This window comes from Streptomyces sp. NPDC127197 (assembly GCF_042672405.1).
GTDB lineage: Bacteria > Actinomycetota > Actinomycetes > Streptomycetales > Streptomycetaceae > Streptomyces > Streptomyces flavusporus.
On the sequence record NZ_JBHXVG010000013.1, the window covers coordinates 204,543 to 226,430 of the forward strand.

At 72.0% G+C, this 21,888-nt stretch carries 15 protein-coding genes and 1 pseudogene; 9 read left to right on the plus strand and 7 right to left on the minus strand.

Features of this window, described 5'->3' with window-relative positions; genetic code table 11:
* Positions 1-3 precede the first annotated feature (3 nt).
* Together ACFVJQ_RS22110 and ACFVJQ_RS22115 are read left to right on the plus strand one after the other, a co-directional pair.
* Positions 4-1,386 carry a VWA domain-containing protein gene (locus ACFVJQ_RS22110; protein ID WP_385786056.1) on the plus strand — a complete coding sequence of 461 codons (1,383 nt, stop codon included), beginning with the start codon at positions 4-6 and terminating at the stop codon, positions 1,384-1,386.
* 92 nt (positions 1,387-1,478) lie between these two features.
* Positions 1,479-2,732 carry an FHA domain-containing protein gene (locus ACFVJQ_RS22115; protein ID WP_385786059.1) on the plus strand — a complete coding sequence of 418 codons (1,254 nt, stop codon included), beginning with the start codon at positions 1,479-1,481 and terminating at the stop codon, positions 2,730-2,732.
* A 9-nt stretch (positions 2,733-2,741) separates the two neighbouring features.
* Here the strand turns inward: ACFVJQ_RS22115 and ACFVJQ_RS22120 are convergent, their stop codons facing one another.
* A complete protein-coding gene (locus ACFVJQ_RS22120; RefSeq protein WP_385510323.1) occupies positions 2,742-3,725 on the minus strand; it encodes a methyltransferase domain-containing protein in 984 nt (327 codons plus the stop codon).
* A 101-nt stretch (positions 3,726-3,826) separates the two neighbouring features.
* Here ACFVJQ_RS22120 and ACFVJQ_RS22125 point away from each other — a divergent pair, with 101 nt between their 5' ends.
* The 4 genes from ACFVJQ_RS22125 (at position 3,827) to ACFVJQ_RS22140 (ending at position 11,601) form a co-directional block, all read left to right on the plus strand.
* On the plus strand, positions 3,827-4,240 hold the full coding sequence (locus tag ACFVJQ_RS22125; RefSeq protein WP_385510322.1) for a globin: 414 nt from the start codon (positions 3,827-3,829) through the stop codon (positions 4,238-4,240).
* Positions 4,241-4,383: 143 nt separating this feature from the next.
* On the plus strand, positions 4,384-7,842 hold the full coding sequence (locus tag ACFVJQ_RS22130) for an ABC transporter permease (protein ID WP_385786062.1): 3,459 nt from the start codon (positions 4,384-4,386) through the stop codon (positions 7,840-7,842).
* Between the two features lies 1 nt (position 7,843).
* Entirely contained in the window at positions 7,844-10,570 is a 2,727-nt protein-coding gene (locus ACFVJQ_RS22135; protein ID WP_385786065.1) for an FtsX-like permease family protein, read from the plus strand.
* A 71-nt stretch (positions 10,571-10,641) separates the two neighbouring features.
* Complete coding sequence (locus tag ACFVJQ_RS22140; RefSeq protein WP_385786068.1) at positions 10,642-11,601, plus strand: ABC transporter ATP-binding protein; 960 nt, start codon at positions 10,642-10,644, stop codon at positions 11,599-11,601.
* Positions 11,602-11,617: 16 nt separating this feature from the next.
* Here the strand turns inward: ACFVJQ_RS22140 and ACFVJQ_RS22145 are convergent, their stop codons facing one another.
* From ACFVJQ_RS22145 to ettA, 3 genes are read right to left on the minus strand one after another with little or no spacing between them, the layout of a single operon-like run.
* The gene (locus ACFVJQ_RS22145; protein WP_385510318.1) at positions 11,618-12,286 is read right to left on the minus strand and encodes a hypothetical protein; all 669 of its coding nucleotides are present in this window, start codon (positions 12,284-12,286) and stop codon (positions 11,618-11,620) included.
* On the minus strand, positions 12,283-12,717 hold the full coding sequence (locus ACFVJQ_RS22150; RefSeq protein ID WP_385786071.1) for an acyl-CoA thioesterase: 435 nt from the start codon (positions 12,715-12,717) through the stop codon (positions 12,283-12,285). Before ACFVJQ_RS22150 ends, ACFVJQ_RS22145 begins: the two co-directional genes overlap by 4 nt.
* A 2-nt stretch (positions 12,718-12,719) precedes the next feature.
* On the minus strand, positions 12,720-14,384 hold the full coding sequence (gene ettA, locus ACFVJQ_RS22155) for an energy-dependent translational throttle protein EttA (protein WP_224733067.1): 1,665 nt from the start codon (positions 14,382-14,384) through the stop codon (positions 12,720-12,722).
* 156 nt (positions 14,385-14,540) lie between these two features.
* On the opposite strand from ettA, the pseudogene ACFVJQ_RS22160 reads away from it, so the two are divergent.
* Positions 14,541-14,921: pseudogene (locus ACFVJQ_RS22160) on the plus strand (hypothetical protein); the annotation flags it as partial.
* A gap of 120 nt (positions 14,922-15,041) precedes the next feature.
* On the opposite strand, the gene ACFVJQ_RS22165 reads toward ACFVJQ_RS22160, so the two are convergent.
* Complete coding sequence (locus ACFVJQ_RS22165; protein WP_385510316.1) at positions 15,042-15,893, minus strand: NmrA/HSCARG family protein; 852 nt, start codon at positions 15,891-15,893, stop codon at positions 15,042-15,044.
* Between the two features lie 1,027 nt (positions 15,894-16,920).
* Between ACFVJQ_RS22165 and ACFVJQ_RS22170 the strand changes: the two genes are divergently transcribed.
* Both ACFVJQ_RS22170 and ACFVJQ_RS22175 read left to right on the plus strand, forming a co-directional pair.
* The gene (locus tag ACFVJQ_RS22170) at positions 16,921-17,715 is read left to right on the plus strand and encodes an alpha/beta hydrolase (protein WP_385510314.1); all 795 of its coding nucleotides are present in this window, start codon (positions 16,921-16,923) and stop codon (positions 17,713-17,715) included.
* Between the two features lie 418 nt (positions 17,716-18,133).
* Complete coding sequence (locus tag ACFVJQ_RS22175; RefSeq protein WP_385510313.1) at positions 18,134-18,667, plus strand: SHOCT domain-containing protein; 534 nt, start codon at positions 18,134-18,136, stop codon at positions 18,665-18,667.
* Between the two features lie 163 nt (positions 18,668-18,830).
* On the opposite strand, the gene ACFVJQ_RS22180 is transcribed toward ACFVJQ_RS22175, so the two are convergent.
* Positions 18,831-21,269, minus strand: a complete 2,439-nt coding sequence (locus ACFVJQ_RS22180; protein WP_385510312.1) for a SpoIIE family protein phosphatase — start codon at positions 21,267-21,269, stop codon at positions 18,831-18,833.
* Between the two features lie 327 nt (positions 21,270-21,596).
* On the minus strand, positions 21,597-21,827 hold the full coding sequence (locus ACFVJQ_RS22185) for a response regulator transcription factor (protein WP_385510311.1): 231 nt from the start codon (positions 21,825-21,827) through the stop codon (positions 21,597-21,599).
* Positions 21,828-21,888 lie beyond the last annotated feature (61 nt).

A 21,888-nucleotide genomic window follows, 5' to 3' on the forward strand; every position in this document is an offset into this window, starting at 1 on the left:
GGCATGGCCAATTTCTCGAAGTCGAACGTGCCGCAGTTCTCGATGGACGTGTACCAGAACGAGTACCTGCCGGAGGGCGGCCGGGAGGTCAACGCGATCGTGACGGTGACCGCGACCGGCGGCGGCACGATCGGAAGCGCGGTGGCGGCACCCCACCTCTACGCGCCGGGCGAGGGCCCGTCCGCGGCCGTGGCGATCATGGTCGACTGTTCGGGGTCGATGGACTACCCGCCGACCAAGATGCGCAACGCCCGGGACGCGACGTCCGCCGCCATCGACACCCTGCGCGACGGCGTGCACTTCGCGGTGATCGGCGGCACGCACGTCGCCAAGGAGGTCTATCCGGGCGGCGGCCGGCTCGCCGTCGCCGACGCCACCACCCGCGAGCAGGCCAAGCAGGCCCTGCGCAAGCTCAGCGCCGGCGGTGGTACGGCCATCGGGACCTGGCTGCGTCTTGCCGACCGGCTGCTGTCCTCGGCGGACGTCGCCATCCGGCACGGCATCCTGCTCACCGACGGCCGCAACGAGCACGAGTCCGCGGAGGACCTCAAGGCGTCGCTGGACTCCTGTGCCGGACGCTTCACTTGTGACGCCCGGGGCGTGGGCACCGACTGGGAAGTGAAAGAAGTCACAGGAATCGCCTCTGCCCTGCTCGGCACCGCCGACATCGTCGCCGACCCGGCCGGACTCGCCGCCGACTTCACGCAGATGATGGAGACGGCCATGGGCAAGGAGGTCGCGGACGTCGCCCTCAGGCTGTGGACGCCGGTCGGCACCACCATCAAGTTCGTCAAGCAAGTCGCGCCCACCGTGGAGGAGTTGACCGACCGGCGCACCGAGGCGGGCCCGCGCGCCGGGGACTACCCCACCGGTTCCTGGGGAGACGAGTCCCGTGACTACCACGTGTGCGTCGAGGTCCCGCCCGCCAACATCGGCCAGGAGATGCTGGCCGCCCGCGTCTCTCTCGTGATCCCGCAACCTGGGGGCACCTCCCGCTCGAGCGAAGCCGAGAGTGGGGGAGGGACGGCGCAGAACTTGGGCGCGCAGGGCCTGGTCCGGGCCGTGTGGACCGACGACATGGTCGCCTCGACGTCGATCAACCCGCAGGTGGCCCACTACACCGGCCAGGCCGAACTGGCACAAGTCATCCAACAGGGGCTCGATCTGCGCAAATCGGGAGACATCGATGGAGCAACGGCCAAACTGGGCCGTGCCGTTCAGCTCGCCAGCGCCTCCGGGAATGCGGATACTGCGAAACTCCTTGCGAAGGTGGTGGACGTGGTCGATGCCGCGACAGGTACTGTGCGACTGAAGGCGAAGGTCGAGGAGGCCGACGAGATGACTCTCGAGACCCGGTCGACAAAGACTGTTCGTGTGAAGAAGTGACGTAGCAGGACCCTGAGAAACAGCGAGCCTGACCCCTTGGGGTTGGAGAAAATCCGGCCGGACGGCCGGAAAGGAGAGGGGGAAGCGCCGACATGCCGACCTGCCCGAACGGACACCAGTCGGGTTCCGACGACTGGTGCGAGGTCTGCGGTCACCGCATGGCCGGTGCCGTACCACCACCCCCTCCGCCACCGCCCCCCGCAGGCGGCGGCTACGGCTTCCCGCCGCCGCCCGGCCCGAACGGCCAGCCCGGTGGGCCGAACGCCGGCCAGCCCGGCGGACGCCCGCACCCGTCCGCCGTACCGGACGCCGCTCCGGAGCTCTGCCCGCAGTGCCGTACGCCCCGTGAGGGCGGCGCGCCGTTCTGCGAGGAGTGCCGGTGGAACTTCCTGACGAACACCGCGACCTCGTACACCCCGGCCGCCCCGCGCCCGTCGGCGTCCGGCCCGGGGGACCCGCGCTTCCAGCGGCCGCCCGCCCCGCCGTCCTTCGGGGGCGGTGAGTCGTACGAGTACCAGGGCTCGCGGCCCTCGCAGATGAACCGGCCCGCCGAGCCGATCCCGCCGGGCCCGCCCTTCGGCGGCGACCCGAGCGGTCCTCCCGGCCCGCCCGGTCCCGGCGGTCAGCCCGGCTTCGGCGCGGACCCGTCGCGGCCGGTTCCGCCGCCGCCCGGTCCCGGTCCCGCGGGAGGCCCGGGAGGCCCCGGTACGCACCCGGGTGCTCCGCAGGCGTTCCAGCAGCCCGGCCCGCCCGCCCCGCCCGCGTTCCCGCAGGAGGGGAACCGTCCGCAGCCGGGCGGCCCGTCCTTCGGCGGCGGTGACGACTGGGTGATCTCCCCGCCGTCCTCCGCGGGCCCCGGTCAGCCCGGCGGCTACGGCTATCCCCAGCCCGGCTCGCAGACCGCGCCCCCGCCGCCCGGCCCCGGCGCCCCGCAGCGGCCGGCGACCTGGACGGCGACCATCGGCCCGGACCGCGAGTACTTCATGGCGATGATGCAGCGCTCCGGCCCCGAGGCCGCGGGCCTGAACCTGCCCGCGTACTCCCCGGAGCAGCAGCGCACGCTCTCCGGCAACCAGGTCACGATCGGCCGCCGCCGGCACTCCACCGGTGACACCCCCGACATCGACCTGTCGGTGCCGCCGGAGGACCCGGGCGTCTCGCACCAGCACGCGGTGCTGGTGCAGCAGCCGGACGGCACCTGGGCGGTCGTCGACCAGAACTCGACGAACGGCACCACGGTCAACGGCTCGGAGGACCCGATCCAGCCCTTCGTGCCGGTACCGCTCCAGGACGGCGACCGGGTGCACGTGGGCGCCTGGACGACGATCACCATCCGCCGGGGCTGACGCTCCGGTTCAGCGGAGGGACCAGGTGTACGGTCCCTCCGGCTCGTCCAGCCACGCCCACTGGTGTTCGCCGGCGACGGTGACGCCGTACCGCTCGCGACGGGGGTGCCCCTCGCCCTCCCACAGCGCGTACGCCTCCAGCGGGTCCAGGCTGCCCCGGGTCAGGGCGAGCAGGAACCGGAACAGCTCGTGCTGTCGGCCCCGGAGCGGCACCGCGCCCAGGGACGCCCGCTCCGGCTCGGGCCGGACGCCGCCGCGCAGCGGCACGAAATAGGCGGGCGTGTGCAGGAAGCGCCCCTCGGCATGCGCGGCGTCCTGCACCGTCAGCGCGACCAGGCCGGTCGCCAGCGGGGTCAGGATCCGGCCGCCGGGGCGGCACTGGGCGAGCCAGGCGTGCGGGATGGACGACATGGTGCAGGTCGCGATGATCCGGTCGAAGGGGGCGCGTTCGGGCACCCCGCGCGCCCCGTCCCCGGTGACGACGACCGGATGGTACCCGGCGGCGGCCAGGTGCCGGCGGGCCGACTCCGTGATCTCCGGCTCCAGGTCGACGGTGGTGACGAGGTCGTCGTCGCCGAGGCGGTGCGCGAGCAGCGCCGCGTTGTAACCGCTGCCCGCGCCGATCTCCAGGACCCGGTGGCCGTCCGCCACCTGCAGCTCGGCCAGCATCAGCGCCATGAGGGACGGCTGGCTGCTGGAGGAGACCAGCTCACCGTCGCGCAGCCGGGTGGCCAACGGGGTGTCGGCGTAGGCGCCGCGCGCCCAGCGCTCGCGGGCGCGCGGGTCGGGGTCCTCGCCCCAGAGCCGTTCGTAGCCGTCCACGGTCCCGATGTAGTAGTAGGGCACGAAGACATGGCGCGGGACCGCCGCGAACACCTCCCGCCACACCGGGTCCGCGGCCCAGGCCCCGCTCGCGTCGATCTCCTGCACCAGCGCCGCCCGCGCCGAGGCGGCGACGGCCTCCAGGTCCTTGTCGAGTGCATGCGCGCCCATATGTCCACTGTGCTGCGGTTCACGGCGCCAGGCGAGTACCTCGGGGCGTGGTGGCGGAGGTGGTCCTAGGTCTTGAGTCCTGGGTCACCCGGTCTGAGAGCATGGAGGGCGTGAAAGAGATTCAGCGCGGCACGCTTCAGGAGCAGACCTTCTACGAGCAGGTCGGCGGGGAGGAGACCTTCCGCCGCCTGGTCCACCGTTTCTACGAGGGAGTGGCCGAGGACCCGGTCCTGCGGGCGATGTACCCCGAGGAGGACCTGGGCCCCGCAGAAGAGCGCCTCACCCTCTTCCTGATCCAGTACTGGGGCGGCCCGACGACGTACAGCGAGAACCGTGGCCACCCGCGCCTGCGGATGCGCCACGCCCCCTTCACCGTCGACCGGGCCGCGCACGACGCCTGGCTGAAGCACATGCGGGTGGCCGTCGACGAGCTGGGCCTGTCCGAGGAGCACGAGCGCACGCTGTGGAACTACCTGACCTACGCGGCGGCCTCGATGGTGAACACCCCGGACTGACGCCCGAGGGGTGAGTCCCGGATTCCGGTCGTACGACGCCGAATTCCGGTCACAATCCGGTCAAGCCCGATCCACAAGCGCTTACCCGAGCGCGGCCCCTCTGCCAACATCGCCCGGAGGTCCGGACAACAGCGGGGGGTCATGTGACGGGGTTCGCGGGATTCGTGGTGTTACGGGCGCGGGCGCACCGCCTGCTCCTGACCGCGGCCCTGCTCACCGTCCTGCTCACCACGGCCGTCCTGGCCACGCTCACCGCCTACTCGGGCGCGATCGGCGACGCGGCGCTGCGCCACTCCCTGCACGACCCCCGTAACGCCGCCGACACCGCGCTGATCGTCAAGGCCGACGTCCCGGCCGATGGTCGCGCGGACGCCGACAAGGCCGTACGGGAAGGGGCGCGGCGGACCTTCGACGGGCTGCCGGTGACGGTGCGGAGCTATCTGCGGTCGGGGCCGTACGCCCTCCCCCGCGCCCTGCGGCCCAGCGACGAGCGGTCGGCGCAGGACTCGGACCCGGACCTGACGTACTTCGCCGCCCTGGACAGCACCCAGGTGCGGATCACCGACGGCCGCCTCCCCCGCGCGTCCGCCGACGCCGTCGAGGCAGCCGTACCCAGCACCGTCGCCCGGCGCCTCGGCCTGGAGCCCGGCGCCCGCCTCACCGTCGTCGACCGCCTCGGCGGCCCGGACGCCCGCGTCCTGATCACCGGCGTCTACCGTCCCGCCGAGCCGACCGCGCCGTACTGGCAGCTGGACGACCTCCACGGCCGCGGCATCACCAAGGGCGGCTTCACCACCTACGGCCCGCTGCTCGCCGCCCCCGAGATCCTGACCGGCAAGGCAGTGAGCACCGGGCAGTCCGGCTGGCTGGCGTCGGCGGACTTCTCCACGCTGTCCACCGGCCGGGTCGACGCGCTGCGTGAGGCGGCCCGCGCCGGGAGCGCGGCACTGCGCGAGCAGCCGGTGCTCAGCGGCACGACCGCCGCGTCCACCCAGCTGCCCGCCGTCCTCGACCGGCTCGACCGTTCCCTGCTCGTCTCCCGCTCCACCCTGCTGATCGTCGCCCTGCAGCTGGTGCTGCTCGCGGGCTGTGCGCTGCTGCTGGTGGCCCGGCTGCTGAGCGCCGAACGCGCGGGCGAGACCCGGCTGCTGCGGGCGCGGGGCGCCTCCGGCCCGCGCATCGCGGGCCATGCCGCGCTGGAGGCGCTGCTGCTCGCCGCGCCCGCGGTGATCTGCGCGCCGCTGCTGTCCGGTCCGCTGACCCGACTCCTGGCCGGACAGGGGCCGCTGGCCCGGATCGGCCTGCAACTGGACGTGCCGGCCGGGGGCCGCGGTGGGGTGTGGCTGGTGGCGGTGGGCGTGGCCCTGGGATGTGCGCTGGCGGTGACGGGGCCGGCGCTTTGGGCGGCGGGGGCCGGGACGCTGCGCGGTGGCGCGGGGGTTGGGGGCGGTGGCCGCGTAGCTGCGGGCAGTCGTGCCGCTGGGGCGATGGGGGTCCCCCCGCTCATGGGGGTCCCCCCGCGCGAGCGAAGCCGAGCGTGGGGGAGAAGCCGAGAGTGGGGGAGGGTGGGCACAGCGGCACCCCGCCAGCGCAGGGGAGCACAACGCGGGCGCGCCGCCCCCGTCCGCTCCCACGCCCCCCTCCCCACCCCCGTCCGCGCCGGCGCCGACATCGGCCTCCTGGCCGTGGCCGGCGTCGCGTACTGGCAGCTCGACCGGCACACTTCCGGCGCCGTCAGCGACACCACCGCCGGCACCCTCGGCATCGACCCCTTGCTGGTGTCGGCGCCCGCTCTCGCCCTGCTCGCCGGGACGGTGCTGACGCTGCGGCTGCTGCCGCCGGTGGCGCGGCTCGCCGAACGCCGGGCGGCCGGCGGGCGCGGGCTGACCGCCGCGCTCGCGGGCTGGCAGCTCAGCCGCCGCCCGATGCGCGGTGCGGGCCCGGTGTTGCTGCTGGTGCTCGCGGTCGCGCTGGGCATGCTGGCGATCGGTCAGGGCGCCTCCTGGAACCGCTCGCAGGACGACCAGGCGGACTTCCGCGCCGGTGCCCCCGTGCGCGTACTCGCCGCCGGGGAGGCCGGCCCCGGCCGCACCGAGGAGTACGCGTCCGTCCCGCACGTCGCCGAGGCGGCCCCCGCCGTCCGTACGGAACTGCCGCTGTCCGGCAACCGGACGGCGACCGTGCTCGCCCTGGACACCGCACACGCAGCGGACGCCGTGCTGATGCGTCCGGACCTGACGGCCCAGCCGGTGCGGCCGCTGCTGACCGGCCTGGGCCCCGAAGGATCGGCGGCCGGCGCCCGCATACCCGCGCACACCGCCCGGCTCCAGCTGACGGCAGGCCTGCGCGCCTCCGCCCCCGGCATGACGGCGGACGTGACCCTCGTCCTGGAGGACCGCTACGGCACGCCGTACCGCATCCCGGCCGGCGAACTCCCCGCCGACGGCCGCCGCCACACCCTCACCCCCGACCTCGGCGGCCCGCTCGGCCCGGCCACCCTGACCGGCCTGCACCTGACCATGGGCCAGCCGTCCGGCCGCGCCCAGCAACACCGGTTCAGCGTCGACGCGTTGACGGCCACCGCCACCGACGGGACGGTTCGGCGGCTGCCGCTGCCCACCGGCTGGAAGGCCGTCTCCGAGAGCGACGGCACGGCCGCGTCTCCCAACGCCGACACCAGGCCCACCCGCCCTCGCGTCAGCTCCTCCGAGCCGCTCACGGTCACCTACGGCACCGGCTATATCCCCCGCGAATACACCTGGATCATCTCGTCGTTGACCATCCGACTGCAGGCCGGCCGGCCCGCGCCGCCGCAGATCACGGCCGTCGCGACCGACCGCTTCCTCGAGTCGGCGGGCGCTCGCCCCGGGCAGCGCGTGGACGTCGCGTTCGGCGGCCACACCCTGCCGGTGCGGATCGTCCGGGCCCTACGGGCGCTGCCGACCACGCCCGACGACCACGACGGAGGGGCTCTGCTCGTCGATCTGCGGTCCGTGAACCGGGTGTTGCAGGCCCGGTACGGCACCAGCGTCACGCCCACCGAGTGGTGGCTGGGGACCGTGCCGGGCGAGGCCGCCGAGGTGGCCGCCGCACTGCGGGCCCGGCCCGATCTGGAACCCGAGCAGGTGATCGTCCGGGACGAGATCGCCGAGGAGCTGCGCGACGATCCGTTCGGCGCCGGCCCCGAGGCCGCGTTCGCCGCCGCGGCCGGGGTGGCGGCGGCGCTGGCCGCGGTCGGTTTCGCGGTGAGCGCGGCGGGGTCGCTGCGGGAGCGGGACGCCGAGTTCGCCGTGCTGCGCGCCCTGGGCACCCCGCGTCGCCGGCTGGCCCGGATGGTCGCCGTCGAGCAGGGCGTCCTCGTGGGGCTGGCGCTGTTGGTGGGCGCCGCGCTGGGGACCGTACTGACCCGGGCGGTGATCCCGTTGATCGTCCTGACCGCGCAGGCCACCCGACCGGTGCCGGAGGTGCTGGTGGAGCTTCCGGTTCCCCGCGTGGCCGCCCTGCTGACGGCGGTTGCGCTCGTCCCGCTGCTCGTCACCGCGGCACTCGCGCTGCGCCGCACGGACCCGGCGCGGGCGCTCAGGGAAACAGGGGGCGAATGAGATGCCGAAGCCGGCCCGCCCTGCCGCGCCCTGGATCCGTACCCGGCTGCGCGCCGCCCCGGGTGCCGCCTGGGCGCTGGCGCTGCTGGTGGCGGTGACCGCCTGCCTGGCCGCCGCGTTCCCGCGCGCGGTCGACCGGTACGCGGACGCCGGACTGCGCCGGGCCGTCGAACAGGCCCTCCCCGACCGGACCACCGTCCAGCTGTACGCCCCACAGCCCGACTTCGGCCTGGAGCAGAGCCAACGGGAGCGGGCGCTGCGCCCGGACACCCTGGCCGAGCAGTACAGGCACGTCCTGCGAGCCGCCCGTCCACCGCTGGTCGCCGACCCCGACCAGTCGACGTACGGCGTGCGCACCACCGTCAACCAGGAGGTCCCCGAACGCTGGCTGGCCCGGCCGAGCGGACTGCCCGCGCAGGTGTCGCTCGCCGCCCAGCCCGGACTCGCCGGCCACTCCCGGCTGACCGAGGGCCGGCTGCCGCGCGTGTCCTCCCCGCCGGTGACCGCCGCGACCGCCGAGGTGGAGGCCGCGGTCACCGCCGAGACCGCCAGGAGCCTGCACATCAGGGTCGGTCGGGTCATCCACGTACCCGGTGTGGAACGCGCCCCGCTCGCCGTGCGCGTCACCGGCATCGTCACCCCCCGCGACCCGGCCGGCGCGTACTGGTCGACCCAGCCGCTGCTGCGCACCCCCGCCCTGGTCCGCGTGCCGAACGACCCGAGCGGCAGCCGGTACTGGCTCGGCGCCCTGCTGCTCGACCCCGAAGCGGCCCCCGCCCTGCTGGGCACCGCCGGAGCCCCCGGGCCCTACTGGCAGGTGGCCCCCGACGTCGACGCCCTGCACGGCCACGACCTGGGCGCCCTGAAGTCCGCGGTCGCCGCGCTCGAATCGGGGCCGGGGCTGCGCGAGGTCCGCACGGCCACCGACCCGCGCGCGGAGGCGGCGACCGACCTCGACGAGGTGCTCACCTCCTACGACGAGCAGCGCGCCGGCATCGGCCCGCTGGTCGCCGTGGCCGCGTTCGGGACCGGAACGGTGGCCGTCGTCGTCCTGGTGATGGCGGGCGGTCTGGCCGCCGACCGCCGCCGCAGCGAACTCGCCCTGCTGCGCGCCCGCGGCGCCTCCCTGCCCGGCCTTGCGGCCCGCCTGCTCGGCGAGACCGCGGTCGTGGCCGTGCCCGCGGCCGCCCTCGGCCTCACCGCCGCGCTGCTCGCGGTCCCCGAGGGCCGCCGCACACCCGCGCTCGTCGCCGCCCTCGCGGTCACCGCGGTGGCCTGCCTGGCGCTCCCCCTGCGCGCCGCGCTCACGCACCGGGCCGTCCGCGTCCACGGCGACCGCGAGGACGTGGCGTCCGTACGTCCGTCCCGGCGCCGTACGGTCGCGGAACTCACGCTGGTCGTGCTGGCGGCCGGCGCGGTCGAGACGCTGCGCAGACGGGGCACGACGGGCGATCAACTGGCGTCGGCGGCACCGGTGCTGGTGGCGGTGATCGCGGCCCTGGTCCTGATCCGGCTCTACCCGCTCCCGCTGCGCGGCCTCGCCCGCCCGGCCGCCCGGCTGCGCGGCGCGGTGGGCCCGCTGTCACTGGCCCGCGCGGCCCGTACGTCCGTCTCCGCGGTGCTGCCGCTGCTGGCCCTGTCCACCGCCCTCACCACGGCCGCCTTCGGCGGCTCGGTCCTGGCCGGCGTGCACGAGACCCGCGACCGCGCGGCGGTCCTCGCCATCGGCGCCGACGCCCGCGTCGAGGCGACCGCCCCGCTGCCGTCCGCCCTGCCCGACCGGATCCGCCAGGCGCCCGGCGTGCGCGGACTGGCCGAGACGAGCATCGCGTACCAGGCGAAACCGCACGGCGGCCCGCAGTCGGTACCGCTCGCGGGCGTCGACCCCGACGACTACGCGGCGCTGACCCGGCGGACGTCCCTCGGGGCCTTCGACGAGGGTGAGTTGAGGCGCTCGGGGCACGCGCGGGCGCCCCTGCCCGCCCTTGCCTCCCCGGCCGTCGCCGAGACCTACGGCACCCGACCCTTCCCGGTCCGCCTGGAGGACGGCAGCACCATCACCGTCCGGATCGCCCTCGTCCGGGACCGCACCCCGGCCGTGACCGGCACCGAGTTCCTGGTCGTGGACCGCGCCGGGCTGGGCGCGGAGGCCGCCCGCCCGAACTCGCTGCTGGTGACCGGCGAGCACCTGGACGGGGGCGCGCTGCGCCGGGCGGCGGGCGACTCGGCGCACGTACAGCTGCGGGCCGAGCAGCGGGGCCGGTTCGTCGACTCGCCACTGCAGTCCGGCGCCGAACGCCTCTACACGGCGGCGGTGGCGGCCGGTGCCGGGTACGCCGTCCTGGCCCTGCTGCTGTCCCTCCTGCGCGCCGCCCCCGAACGCACCGCCCTCCTCGCCCGGCTGCGCACCATGGGCCTCACTCGCGCCCAGGGCCGCCGGCTCCTCGTCCTGGAGTCGCTCCCCCACTCCGCCCTGGCCGCCCTCGGCGGCACTCTCGCCGCCTGGGCCACCATCCGTCTCCTCTCCCCCGGCATCGACCTCACGACCATCGCCCTGCCCTCGCCCCAGCCCCAGGCGGGCCCGGCGCAGCTGAGCACGGACCCGCTGTCGCTGGCCGTACCGGCGGCGGCGGTCCTGCTGCTGACCGTGGGCGTGGCGGTGGGGCAGGCGTGGTGGACGGGACGGCGGGGGTCGGTGAGAGAGCTGAGGGCGGGCGACACCCGATGAGCCATGAGCAGCCACTCGAATCCGGCGCACTCGAATCCGGCGAACTCGACCTCCGGCGAAGGAGCCCTGCGATGACGACGAACCCCACCCTCGCCGACCTGGCCCACCGCGCGAACGCCCACCGCGAACGCCCCGCCTACGGCCACGACGCCCTGATCACCTGCGACCGTCTGGTCCGCATCTTCAGCACGGACGGCGTGGAGGTCCAGGCGCTCCAGGGCCTCGACCTCCTCGTCCGCGAGGGCGAACTCATGGCCCTGGTGGGCGCCTCCGGCAGCGGCAAGTCGACGCTGATGAACATCCTCGCCGGTCTCGACACCCCCACCGCCGGCGCCGCCCGGGTCGCCGGCCGCGACCTGCTGTCGATGACTGCTGGGGACCGCCTCGCCTACCGTCGCGAGGTCGTCGGCTTCGTCTGGCAGCAGACCTCCCGCAACCTCCTGCCCTACCTCACCGCCGCCCAGAACGTCGCCCTGCCCATGCAGCTCGCCGGCTCCCGCCGGGCCCGCCGCCGCGCCCAGTCCGAACGCGCCCTGGAACTCCTGGAGTTGCTGGAGGTCGCCGACTGCCGCGACCGCCGCCCGCACCAGATGTCCGGCGGCCAGCAGCAACGCGTCGCCATCGCGGTGGCCCTCGCCAACAACCCTGCGGTCCTGCTCGCCGACGAACCCACCGGCGAACTCGACTCCCACACCGCGGAACAGGTCTTCGCCGCTTTCCGCACGGCGAACGAACACCTGGGCACCACCATCGTCATCGTCACCCACGACCAGGCGGTCGCCGGCGAGGTCCGCCGCACGGTCGCCATCCGCGACGGCCGCACCTCCACCGAGGTCCTGCGCCGCAGCGAACGCGACGCGACGACCGGCCACGAGACGGTGGTGGCCCGCGAGTACGCCATGCTCGACCGCGCGGGCCGTCTGCAACTCCCCGCCGAGTACCTCCGCACCCTGGACATGCGCGACCGCGTAGCCCTGGAACTGGAGCCGGACCACATCGGCGTCTGGCCGGACGACAGCGAACGCGACTGACGGGGCGGCGACCGAGTCAGCGGACGCTGACGTCCAGCGGTCCGAGTCCTGCCCGTCGGACGGCGATCGAGCCGTACGGGGTCCGCAGCCGCAGCCACGCACCCGACGAGAACAACCCCGGGTCCCCCTTGCCCCGCAGGAACCCCAGGGACTGCGCCGCGTGCACGGCACGTACCGGAAGCGCCGTCTTCCCGACCGTCCGGGACCAGATCTCCCGCCCGATCCGGTCGAGTTCGGCCCGCGTACGCCCCTCGGGCGTCAACTCCTGCGTACGGGAGCGGAATTCGGCCACCGCTGCGGCGACCATCGCCCGCAGCGCATCCGCGTCCGGCAGCCCCGGCTCCGGCCGCCAGCCACCGCGCGGCGGCATGACGCCGGCCCACGGCGGCCCGGTCACCGCGGCCGGGACGGCAGCCGTGGCCGCCGCCTCGTCCACCGACTCCAGCAGTTCACCGGCGGACACGGTCACGTCCAGCGTGACGTCCAGCCCGTTCTCGTACGGCTTGGCCAGCCGCACCGCCCGGATCGCCAGCACCTCGAAGGACGGCGGCCGTCCGAAGACGGCGAGTGCGGTGCCCGCCGCCTGCAGACGCACCGCTGCTCCACGGTCGTAGTGGAGCAGCCGGGAGAGGAAGGCCGCGAGGTCCGCCGCCTCCCCCTCGTCGGCGAGGTGGAGCACCGTCATGCGGCGACGGCCTCCCCCTCGGGCTCGTCCTCGTCCGCGTCCACGTCGTCCATGTACTCCTGGAGGAACTCCCGCTCCTCCGCGGTGATCCGGCGCGGCCGCTGCGCCTCGAAGTCGAACGGCACTATCACCGTCGAGGCCCGGACGTAGACCTCTTCGCCGTCCTTGACCTCGTAGGAGAGGGTGAAGGACGCCGCCCTGATCTCCGTGACCCACAGCTCGATGTCCACGGGCGCATGCCGGTGGACGAGCTGCCGCTTGTAGTCGATCTCATGGCGCGCCACCACGGACCCCTGCTTGAACTCCTTGTCCGGGCGGAACAGGAAGTCGATACGGGCTTCCTCCAGGTAGCGCAGGAAGACCACGTTGTTGACATGGCCGTACGCATCCATGTCCGCCCAGCGCAGCGGGCAGCGGTAGATGTGCCGCAAGATCAGCCCCGGGTCAGCTTCTTGTAGGTGGCGCGGTGCGGACGCGCGGCGTCCGGACCGAGGCGCTCGATCTTGTTCTTCTCGTACGACTCGAAGTTGCCCTCGAACCAGAACCACTTGGAGTCACCCTCGTAGGCGAGGATGTGCGTGGCCACACGGTCGAGGAACCACCGGTCGTGGGAGACGACCACGGCGCAGCCCGGGAACTCCAGCAGCGCGTTCTCCAGCGACGACAGCGTCTCGACGTCGAGGTCGTTGGTCGGCTCGTCGAGGAGCAGCAGGTTGCCGCCCTGCTTGAGGGTGAGCGCGAGGTTCAGCCGGTTGCGCTCACCGCCGGACAGAACACCGGCCGGCTTCTGCTGGTCCGGCCCCTTGAAGCCGAAGGCGGAGACGTACGCCCGCGAGGGCATCTCCACCTGCCCGACGTTGATGTAGTCCAGCTCGTCCGAGACAACGGCCCACAGCGTCTTCTTCGGGTCGATGTGCTCGCGGCTCTGGTCGACGTAGGAGATCTTGACGGTGTCGCCGACCTTGATCGAACCGGCGTCGGGCTCCTCCAGACCCTGGATCATCTTGAACAGGGTCGTCTTGCCGGCACCGTTCGGACCGATGACACCCACGATCCCGTTCCGCGGCAGCGTGAACGAGAGGTCGTCGATCAGGACCTTCTCGCCGAAAGCCTTGCTGAGGTTGTTGATCTCGACGACCACGTTGCCGAGCCGCGGCCCCGGCGGGATCTGGATCTCCTCGAAGTCCAGCTTCCGCATCTTCTCGGCCTCGGCGGCCATCTCCTCGTAGCGGGCCAGTCGCGCCTTGGACTTGGCCTGCCGCCCCTTGGCGTTGGACCGCACCCACTCGAGCTCTTCCTTCAGACGCTTCTGCCGCTTGGCGTCCTTCTGGCCCTCGACCTTGAGGCGGGCGGCCTTGGTCTCCAGGTACTTGGAGTAGTTGCCCTCGTAGCCGTGCAGACGGCCACGGTCGACCTCGCAGATCCACCCGGCGACATTGTCGAGGAAGTACCGGTCGTGGGTGACGGCCACGACGGTGCCCGGGTACTTGGCCAGGTGCTGCTCCAGCCAGTTCACGGACTCGGCGTCGAGGTGGTTGGTGGGCTCGTCGAGGAGCAGCAGGTCGGGCTGCTCCAGCAGCAGCTTGCACAGCGCGACGCGACGCTTCTCACCACCGGAGAGGTTGGTGACGGGCCAGTCGCCGGGCGGGCAGCCCAGGGCGTCCATCGCCTGCTCGAGCTGGGCGTCGAGGTCCCAGGCCTCCGCGTGGTCGAGCTCCTCCTGGAGCTTGCCCATCTCCTCGAGGAGCGCGTCCGAGTAGTCGGTCGCCATCAGCTCGGCGATCTCGTTGAACCGGTCGAGCTTGCCCTTGATCTCGGCGACACCCTCCTGGACGTTCTCCAGGACGGTCTTCTCCTCGTTCAGCGGGGGCTCCTGGAGCAGGATGCCGACGCTGTAGCCGGGCGTCAGGAACGCGTCACCGTTGGAGGGCTGCTCCAGCCCCGCCATGATCTTCAGCACGGTCGACTTACCGGCACCGTTCGGGCCGACGACGCCGATCTTGGCACCCGGAAGGAAGTTCAGGGTGACGTCGTCGAGGATCACCTTGTCGCCGTGCGCCTTGCGCGCCTTGCGCATGGTGTAAATGAACTCAGCCAAGAGAAACCGTCCGGCAGCTTGAAACTGGCAGTGGGCAGATACACCCCATCTTGCCTGACGGCCAGGCCTGGGGGGAAACGCGTATGGTCGGGGGGCTGTGACCTGGGGTTTGCGGCTGGGGGCGGTAGGTCGACTGTCACTGTCGGTCGTCGTTGCTCCTGGAGCCCGCAGTGGGAGGCGGCGGCCGGCCGGGCGCTCGCCCACCTGCCGGCGGCCTCGGAGGGCCGGCCGGTGACCGTCCCAGACGGTCTGATCCCGGAGGTGTTCCAACGCATCCTCGACGCCCTGCTGCGCGGGTCCGCCGGCACGGCACGCCGTCCTGGCGGGACCGGGACGGCCCGCCCCCGACGCAGACGCGGCCTCGTGCCGGCCCATCCGCAGACGGGAAAGACCTGGACCCCGGCCGGCCCGGCCGCCTCGGCATACCCGGTGCCGCTGCCGTTCGGAGTGTGGCTGGCCTCGCCCGAGCCGTACCTGCCCGCCCCCGCGTCGGGCGGCATTCCGGTTTGCCGATTCCGTGACCCGCCACTCCGGCCCGCCCTGTCCGCACTCGTCGGCAACGCCGACGCGCCGCATCGCGTGAATCCGTAAGATCAGCGGTGCGGGGCCGGCGCGAGACGGGGGGTTCTGCGGGGCGTCCTCCAGGCGACGGACGGTTCAGCGGGCGGTCGCCCACGTGTCGTGCGCCCAGTCCGCGAAGAGGGTCCAGCGAATCTCCGGGTGAGCATCGTGGAGTGCGGGGATGTCGACGCGATAGCCGGGACCGTTCAGAAACGTCCACATCGCATGCATGTCCGGATCGCCGACTGCCGCCAGCGGTACCTGTTCATGCCGGACTTCCCGTCCGATCGCCGCGCTGAGCGCGGCCGCCATCTGCCTGGGAGTGGGTGCATCGCCGGCCAGCTCAATACGCCGCCCGGCGTAGGGAGCGGGGTTGAGCAGCACTTCCGCCGCGAACGCGCCCAGGTCGGGACGGGCAAGCTGCTGCAACGGCCGATCGGGCGGCAACGGCAGATCAAGAACGCCGCCGAGGATACGCTCCGCTCCCCCCAGGGCGTTGTCGAAGAAGTACGTCGGCCCCAGAATCGTGTACGGCACATCACCGGAGGCCAGCTCCGCTTCGATGCGCGCCTTGCTGTCGAAATGCGGTACCCCGCTCTCCTGGTCGGCCCCGGCCACAGAACTGAACACGAGATGCGGGACGCGCTCCTGCGTCGCTGCGGAGAGGATGGCCCGCCCCTGGCCCACCTCCGCCTCCACGCCGGCCTCGAAGGGTGTGGTGAACGCGAAGACACCCGCCACCCCACTCATCGCCGCGGCGAGCGACCCACGATCGCTCAGCGATCCCGCCACCACTTCGGCGCCCTGCTCGGCCAGTTCCCGCGCGGCTCTCCGGTCCGGGTCACGAACCAGTGCCCGGACCCGGGCCCGGCGGTCCAGCAGCGCGTCGGTCACAGCCCTGCCCTGTCCGCCGGTTGCCGCAAGCACCAAGATCGGCTCGTCGACCATCGAAGAACTCCGTTCCTCATTCCTCGCACGCGGTAATGGACCATCAGCCGGCCCAACGGTAACTATCCGCCTCGGACGAGACACCCAGCAGCACGGCGCGCCCGAGGGGCGAGAGATGCTGGAGGGCTTGAACCCGTGCACGCACAGTCATGCCGATCGTGCGATTACTGCCTGGCTGGGCCGCCGTGATTTCCCTTTCGGTCGATTGACCGGATGAGGGTCTGATCTGTGACAACGTCGCAACCGTGACGGTTCCAGTCCGGCCATGAGGCCACTGTCGGGCTGTGAGGCAGGCGGAGCAAGTGGACGGCATGCGCGGACCGCCAAGGCAGTCTGGGCGGACCCCGCCCTTGCGCCGTAGGGCGCAGGTGATCCAGCGGCCCCCGTAGGCGGCTCGACTACCGGCAGACGGTATCGATCCCGGAGGCCTTCTCGCGCAGCTGGTCGATCACCTGATCGACCTCGTTCGGGGACAGTCGCTACTCCTGGACGACAAACACGCCGGCGGTCTTGAGGATCTCCCACGAAACCGGGGATCAACTTACTTGCCCCAAAGGCAAATTTGGGGCCCTGCCGTCACAGTTGCCGGAGCCTTTCGGTCTTAGAGATTCGAGATTCGAGATTGACCACCAGGACAGAGAGGTGGCGGAGACTCGTGGCGAACGCGGCAACGAAATCAGACCTGGACCCCTTTTGCGCCGGCTACAGGCGAGTCGGACAGGTCTCGGCCGCACGGGAACCGACGAATGCATCTGTCCCGCAAAAGCCAGCAATGTGTCCGTCGTCGGCCTTCCCTACTTCTGGGCTTCGGCCGATGACCGCCGCCCAACGCCTCGACAGAGTCGACGGGGTGACCGGCCTCAGCGGTGGGGCAGTGCGTAAGAGCCGCCGTCCTGGTGCGTCATTGGCGACCGTGGACAGCGACATCCCGGCCGTCGCACCCCGTCGCATCCGGTAGTGAAGCGCCTCGCGTCGTCCTTCGACAGATCATGACCGGCCATCGGCCCATCCGCCCAGGAGCACACTGATGCAACCCGACACCATCGTCCTCGTCCACGGCTTCTGGGTGACGCCGCGGGCCTGGGAGAGCTGGATCGCCCACTACGAGAACAAGGGCTTCCGTGTCATCGCGCCGCCGTACCCGGGATTCGAGGTGGAGGTCGAGGCCCTCAACGCCGACCCGACCCCGATCGAGACTGTGACCGTTCCGGCAATCATCTCCAGCCTCGAGAGGCTGATCACGGGGCTGGACCGGCCGCCCATAGTGATGGGTCACTCCGCCGGCGGCGCTTTCACCCAGATCCTCCTGGACCGCGGCCTCGGCGCCGCCGGAGTGGTGATCAACTCCGCACCCGCCGAGGGCGTGCCCGTCGTACCGCTGTCCCAGATCCGGTCCCTCTTCCCCGTCCTGAAGAACCCCGCCAACCGGCACCGCGCCGTCGGACTGGACTTCGACCAATGGTGCTACGCCTTTGCGAACACGTTTCCCGAGGACCAGGCCCGCACCACGTATGAGCGCTACCACATCCCCTCGCCAGGCAGCATCGTTTGGAGCAGTTCGCTGGCCAACCTCCGCCCCGGCCACACCGATACGTACGTGGACTTCCACAACGCCGACCGGGCACCCCTGCTGTTCCTCTCCGGCGAGTACGACCACCTCATGCCCCCGAAGGTCCAGATGTCCAACGCCAAGCACTACAAGGCGGAGGGCACCACCACCGAGGTCAAGGTGTTTCCCGGCCGCTCCCACCTGATGCCCGTCCAGGACGGCTGGCAGGAGGTCGCCGACTACGCCCTTGACTGGGCGCTCACCCACCCCTGAGCCCTGCCCGCTACGCGTTCGGGACGGCATTTGTCCGTTCCGAGCGCTGAAAGGGAGCACCACACGGATCCGGACGGCGCGGCAGATCGAGGACGAGTGCCTGCACCCGGATGAGGCCGCGCAGCCGCTCTGGCACGCACCTGGCACGCCCGTCCTGGCCCGGCTGCTGACTCGAAGCCGTGGCCAAGTGCTTAGAAGATGCGGGCACACCCCGGCGGCCTGACCCATCGGGTCCGCGCCGCTTCCGCGGCAAGCTGCCGGGTGCCGTCGTCGTCCGCGCTCGTTGCCGTCAGCGTTGCCGTCATCGCCGTCGGGCGGCCGTGGATCGTGCCGCTGCGTTCACACAACCTTTGCCTCCCGGTGTGTGTCTCATTGCGGGCGGCACGTATAAACGCCGCATTGGAGTCAGGAGCACCTCATGTCCAGCAATGCGCTGATGACCTTCAAGAGCCACATCGATGGCAAGAACGCGGACGTGGCCATCTATCACGATCGGGTCGAGTGGGCCCGAGCCCGTGGTGTGAGCGCCGGCAAGCTTACGGCGGGCTTCCTGACTGGCGGCGCGTCGCTCCTGGCCACGGGGGTCCGTAGCTCCAATGCGGGTACCGAGATGATCCCGGTCAAGAACATCTCCAGTGTGGTGACCAAGCGGGACGGCCTGATGTACACCAAGGTGGTGGTGATCGCCTCGGGTAACACGATCGAGTTCCGAGTGCCACACGCCTCGGCCCCCGGCATCAAGGCTCTGCTCACCGACTTGGTGCTCGGAAAGATCCCTGACCCTGGGCAGACCCCTCCCGCCGCTGCTCACCCTGTTCAGGACGCGGCTCCCGCGGCGCAGGCGAGTACGCCTGTCGAGCAGTTGCGGCAGCTCGCGGAACTGCGAGATGCGGGCATCCTCTCGGAGGAAGAGTTCGCGGCCAAGAAGGCGGAGATCCTCGCCCGCATGTGACGCGCGGCAGCGATGTCACCGTGGGTTCACATCCCACCGCCTCGGCGCTGGGAGCAGCGAAAACGGCCCCTGACCTGGCGAAACGGTCAAGGGCCGTCGCGCTGCGTGGCGCCCGCGTGTCGCCGTGGTTCCCCGTGGTTCCCCGGGGGGTCGCTCACCTCCCTCACGTGCTTGACGTTGGCGCGTGGACGGGCAGCACGGACGATCGGGGGCCGGATGTGTGGGCGAGGTCCGCTTCGGCCCAGACAACCTTGCCGCCCGGCACCGGGCGGCAGCCCCATCTGCGGGACAGCTGGGCGACCAGGTAGAGGCCGCGGCCGTTCTCGTCCATGGTGCGTGCGCTACGCATACGCGGGGAGCAGACGTCGGTGTCGGACACTTCGACGGTCAGGACCTGGTGCTGGATCAGACGCAGACCGATCGGGCCGGTGCTGTGGCGGACGGCGTTGGTGACCAGTTCGCTGACGATCAGCTTCGTGGCGTCCTCGAGACCTTCCAGGTCCCATTCGGCCAGCTGACGGGCTGCCAGGTTCCGGGCGCGGCGGACAGTGGTCCGGTCACTGGGCAGCGTCCAGGAGGCGACCTGGGTCGGGCTGAGCGAGCGGGTGCGGACCAGGAGCAGGGTGACGTCGTCGCACTCCGCCTGACCCTGAAAGGGCTCTATCGCGCGGGTGCAGAGGTCTTCCAGGGAGCGACCCGGTTGCGCGAGGGCGGTGCCCAGGCGGTGCATTCCCTCCTCGATGTCGTGGTCGCGGGACTCGATCAGTCCGTCGGTGTAGAGGGCGAGGAGGCTTCCCTCGGGCAGTTCCAGCTCCACGGCCTCGAAAGGGATCACCAGCCCGATGCCGAGCGGGGCTCCGGTGGGAAGGTCGGGGAAGGTGACCTGGCCCTTCGGGTCGATGATCGCGGGCGGGGGGTGCCCGGCGGCTGCCATGGTGCACTTCCGGGTGACCGGGTCGTAGACGGCATACAGACAGGTGGCGCCCACCGCCGCGGGAGCCTGGTCCGGGGCGTCGGCGTCCGGTTCCGCCAGTCGCTGAACCGTGTCATCGAGGCGGGCCAGCAGTTCGTAGGGGGGCAGCTCCATGTCGGCGAGCGTGCGGACGGCGGTGCGGAGCCTGCCCATGGTCGCGGCGGCGTTGAGGCCGTGTCCGACCACATCGCCGACGACGAGCGCCACCCGGGCGCCGGACAGCGGAATCACATCGAACCAGTCGCCTCCGACGCCGCGGTCGATGTCGGCGGGCAGGTAGCGCGAGGCCACCTCGACCGCCGTACCGCCCCTCAAACGGTGCGGGAGCAGATTGCGTTGCAGCGCGAGTGCTGTGGTCTGCTCGCGCGTGTACTGGCGTGCGTTTTCCAACGACACCGCAGCGCGGCTGACGAACTCTTCGGCCAGGAGCAGATCGACCTCCTGGAACGGCACCGGATCCTCGGTGCGCATGAACACGGCCACGCCCAGCAGGGCGCGCCGCGCGCAGATGGGCACGACCATCAGGGAGTGCACGCCGCTCTCACGGATCTTCTGCGCCCGTACCGGATCCTGGTCGATCCATGCGCCCGGAGCGGTGTCCAGGAACGGCTCCAGGCGGGACCTGCCGGTGCGCAGGATGTCGGCGACGGGTGAGGCGGGTCCCATGGGGACCGGCTCACCGCGCACCCACGGGGATTCCGGGACCCCTTGGCGGATCGAGGCCAGGCCGGCGCGTCGGAACACGGGGAGGCGCTCGGTCATCGAGCCGATGCGGACCGGGGGGCCCTCGCAGAACGGGACCGACTGCTCCAGGTCCACGGCGACGAAGTCGGCGAACAGGGGCACGGCAAGATCGGCCAGCTCCTGACCGGTCTGCATCACATCCAGGGTCCTGCCAAGGCGCGTGCCGACCTCGCTGAGGATGGCGAGCCGCTCGCGCGCCCGCCGGCTCTCGGTGACGTCGACGCTGATGGTGCACACCGCCAGCGCCTGGCCGTCGGCGCCTTGGAGACGGGAGAACGAAGCCGCGAACGGGTGCTCCTGGCCCAGACTCGTCGGCAGCCACGTCCGGTACTCGTGGACCTTGGTGCTACCGCTCCGGAGCACCTGCCGCATCACCGCCTCGACCGTTTCGGCCTCGACCCCGGACCACGCATCGGTGAGTCGGCTTCCGAGCCGCCGGCCAGGGGAAATGCCGTCGTGGCCCTCCATCGCGTCGTTCACCCAGGTGCAACGCAACTCCAGATCACGAACGACGACGCCGATCGGCGCGCAGTCGAGCAGCGACCCCCGCACCGATCCGCTCCCCGCTTCCCCCGACGGCACGCCGATGTCGGTCACGGACGCAAGCCACCGCACTGCTCCGTCCCGCCCCTGCACCATGGAGATCCGCAGGTTGATGTCGAGCACGCGGCCGTCACGGTGGCGCACCGCCGAAGCGCCCGACCAGCCGTTCCGGGTACGGCACTGCTCGACGAACACCGACATCGTCGGCGCTTCACCGAAGGACGGCACTACGAGTGCGGCGGACCGGCCCGCCATGTCCCCGGCGGAGTATCCGACAAGCCGCTCGGCGGCCTGCGTCCAGGCGACCACCGTCCCCTGCTCGTCGAGCAGCGCGAACGCCATGTCGGACACCTCGGACGTGTTTGTCTGCTTACCGAATGCCACCCTGTCAGTGCTGGTCATGGTCATCGAGCTGTCGTCCTCCGATCGCCGGGAGATGGGCAGTGTGGAGTGTAGGAGTCGATTTGCTCATTTCCGGGTGATTGACAAGGAGATGCTCTGTTCTGTGACAACGCCGCAGCCGCGACTGATGCGACTTCCGTCACGAAGCCCACTGACGGGCTGCGGGGCGGGTGCAGCGAGTGGACGGTTGGTGCCGTCAAAGGCCCCGGACCATGATCGGTCCGGGGCCTTTTGGCTGGTGCCCCCGTCGGGCTCGGACGGCCGGCGTCACAGCCCCAGGGAGATGGCCAGTCGGGTGAGTTCGGCCGTGCTGTTGATGTTGAGCTTGGCCCGGATACGGCGGAGGTAGGCGTCGACCGTGTGCTTGGAGAGTCCCATGTGGCGGGCCGTTTGCAGGTAGGTGCGCCCTTCGGCGATATGCCGCAGTGTCTCCCGCTCACGCGGAGCCAGCGCAGGTGCGGGGGCTTCGACGTGCGGCATGGTGACTGTGAGGCTCATGGGATTTCCTCCGACGGATCGGCTCGGTCATCACTGCTCACACCCGCGGAAGCAGGAGATG

Bases quoted from the DNA above. Each gene is read 5' to 3' on its own strand.
- ACFVJQ_RS22140 (WP_385786068.1), top strand. From the start codon at position 10,642: ATGACGACGAACCCCACCCTCGCCGACCTGGCCCACCGCGCGAACGCC.
- ACFVJQ_RS22125 (WP_385510322.1), top strand. From the start codon at position 3,827: ATGGAGGGCGTGAAAGAGATTCAGCGCGGCACGCTTCAGGAGCAGACC.
- ACFVJQ_RS22120 (WP_385510323.1), bottom strand. From the start codon at position 3,725: ATGGGCGCGCATGCACTCGACAAGGACCTGGAGGCCGTCGCCGCCTCG.
- ACFVJQ_RS22135 (WP_385786065.1), top strand. From the start codon at position 7,844: ATGCCGAAGCCGGCCCGCCCTGCCGCGCCCTGGATCCGTACCCGGCTG.
- ACFVJQ_RS22165 (WP_385510316.1), bottom strand. From the start codon at position 15,893: ATGGTCGACGAGCCGATCTTGGTGCTTGCGGCAACCGGCGGACAGGGC.
- ACFVJQ_RS22180 (WP_385510312.1), bottom strand. From the start codon at position 21,269: ATGGCGTTCGCGCTGCTCGACGAGCAGGGGACGGTGGTCGCCTGGACG.
- ACFVJQ_RS22145 (WP_385510318.1), bottom strand. From the start codon at position 12,286: ATGACGGTGCTCCACCTCGCCGACGAGGGGGAGGCGGCGGACCTCGCG.
- ACFVJQ_RS22175 (WP_385510313.1), top strand. From the start codon at position 18,134: ATGTCCAGCAATGCGCTGATGACCTTCAAGAGCCACATCGATGGCAAG.
- ACFVJQ_RS22185 (WP_385510311.1), bottom strand. From the start codon at position 21,827: ATGAGCCTCACAGTCACCATGCCGCACGTCGAAGCCCCCGCACCTGCG.
- ACFVJQ_RS22110 (WP_385786056.1), top strand. From the start codon at position 4: ATGGCCAATTTCTCGAAGTCGAACGTGCCGCAGTTCTCGATGGACGTG.
- ACFVJQ_RS22170 (WP_385510314.1), top strand. From the start codon at position 16,921: ATGCAACCCGACACCATCGTCCTCGTCCACGGCTTCTGGGTGACGCCG.
- ACFVJQ_RS22115 (WP_385786059.1), top strand. From the start codon at position 1,479: ATGCCGACCTGCCCGAACGGACACCAGTCGGGTTCCGACGACTGGTGC.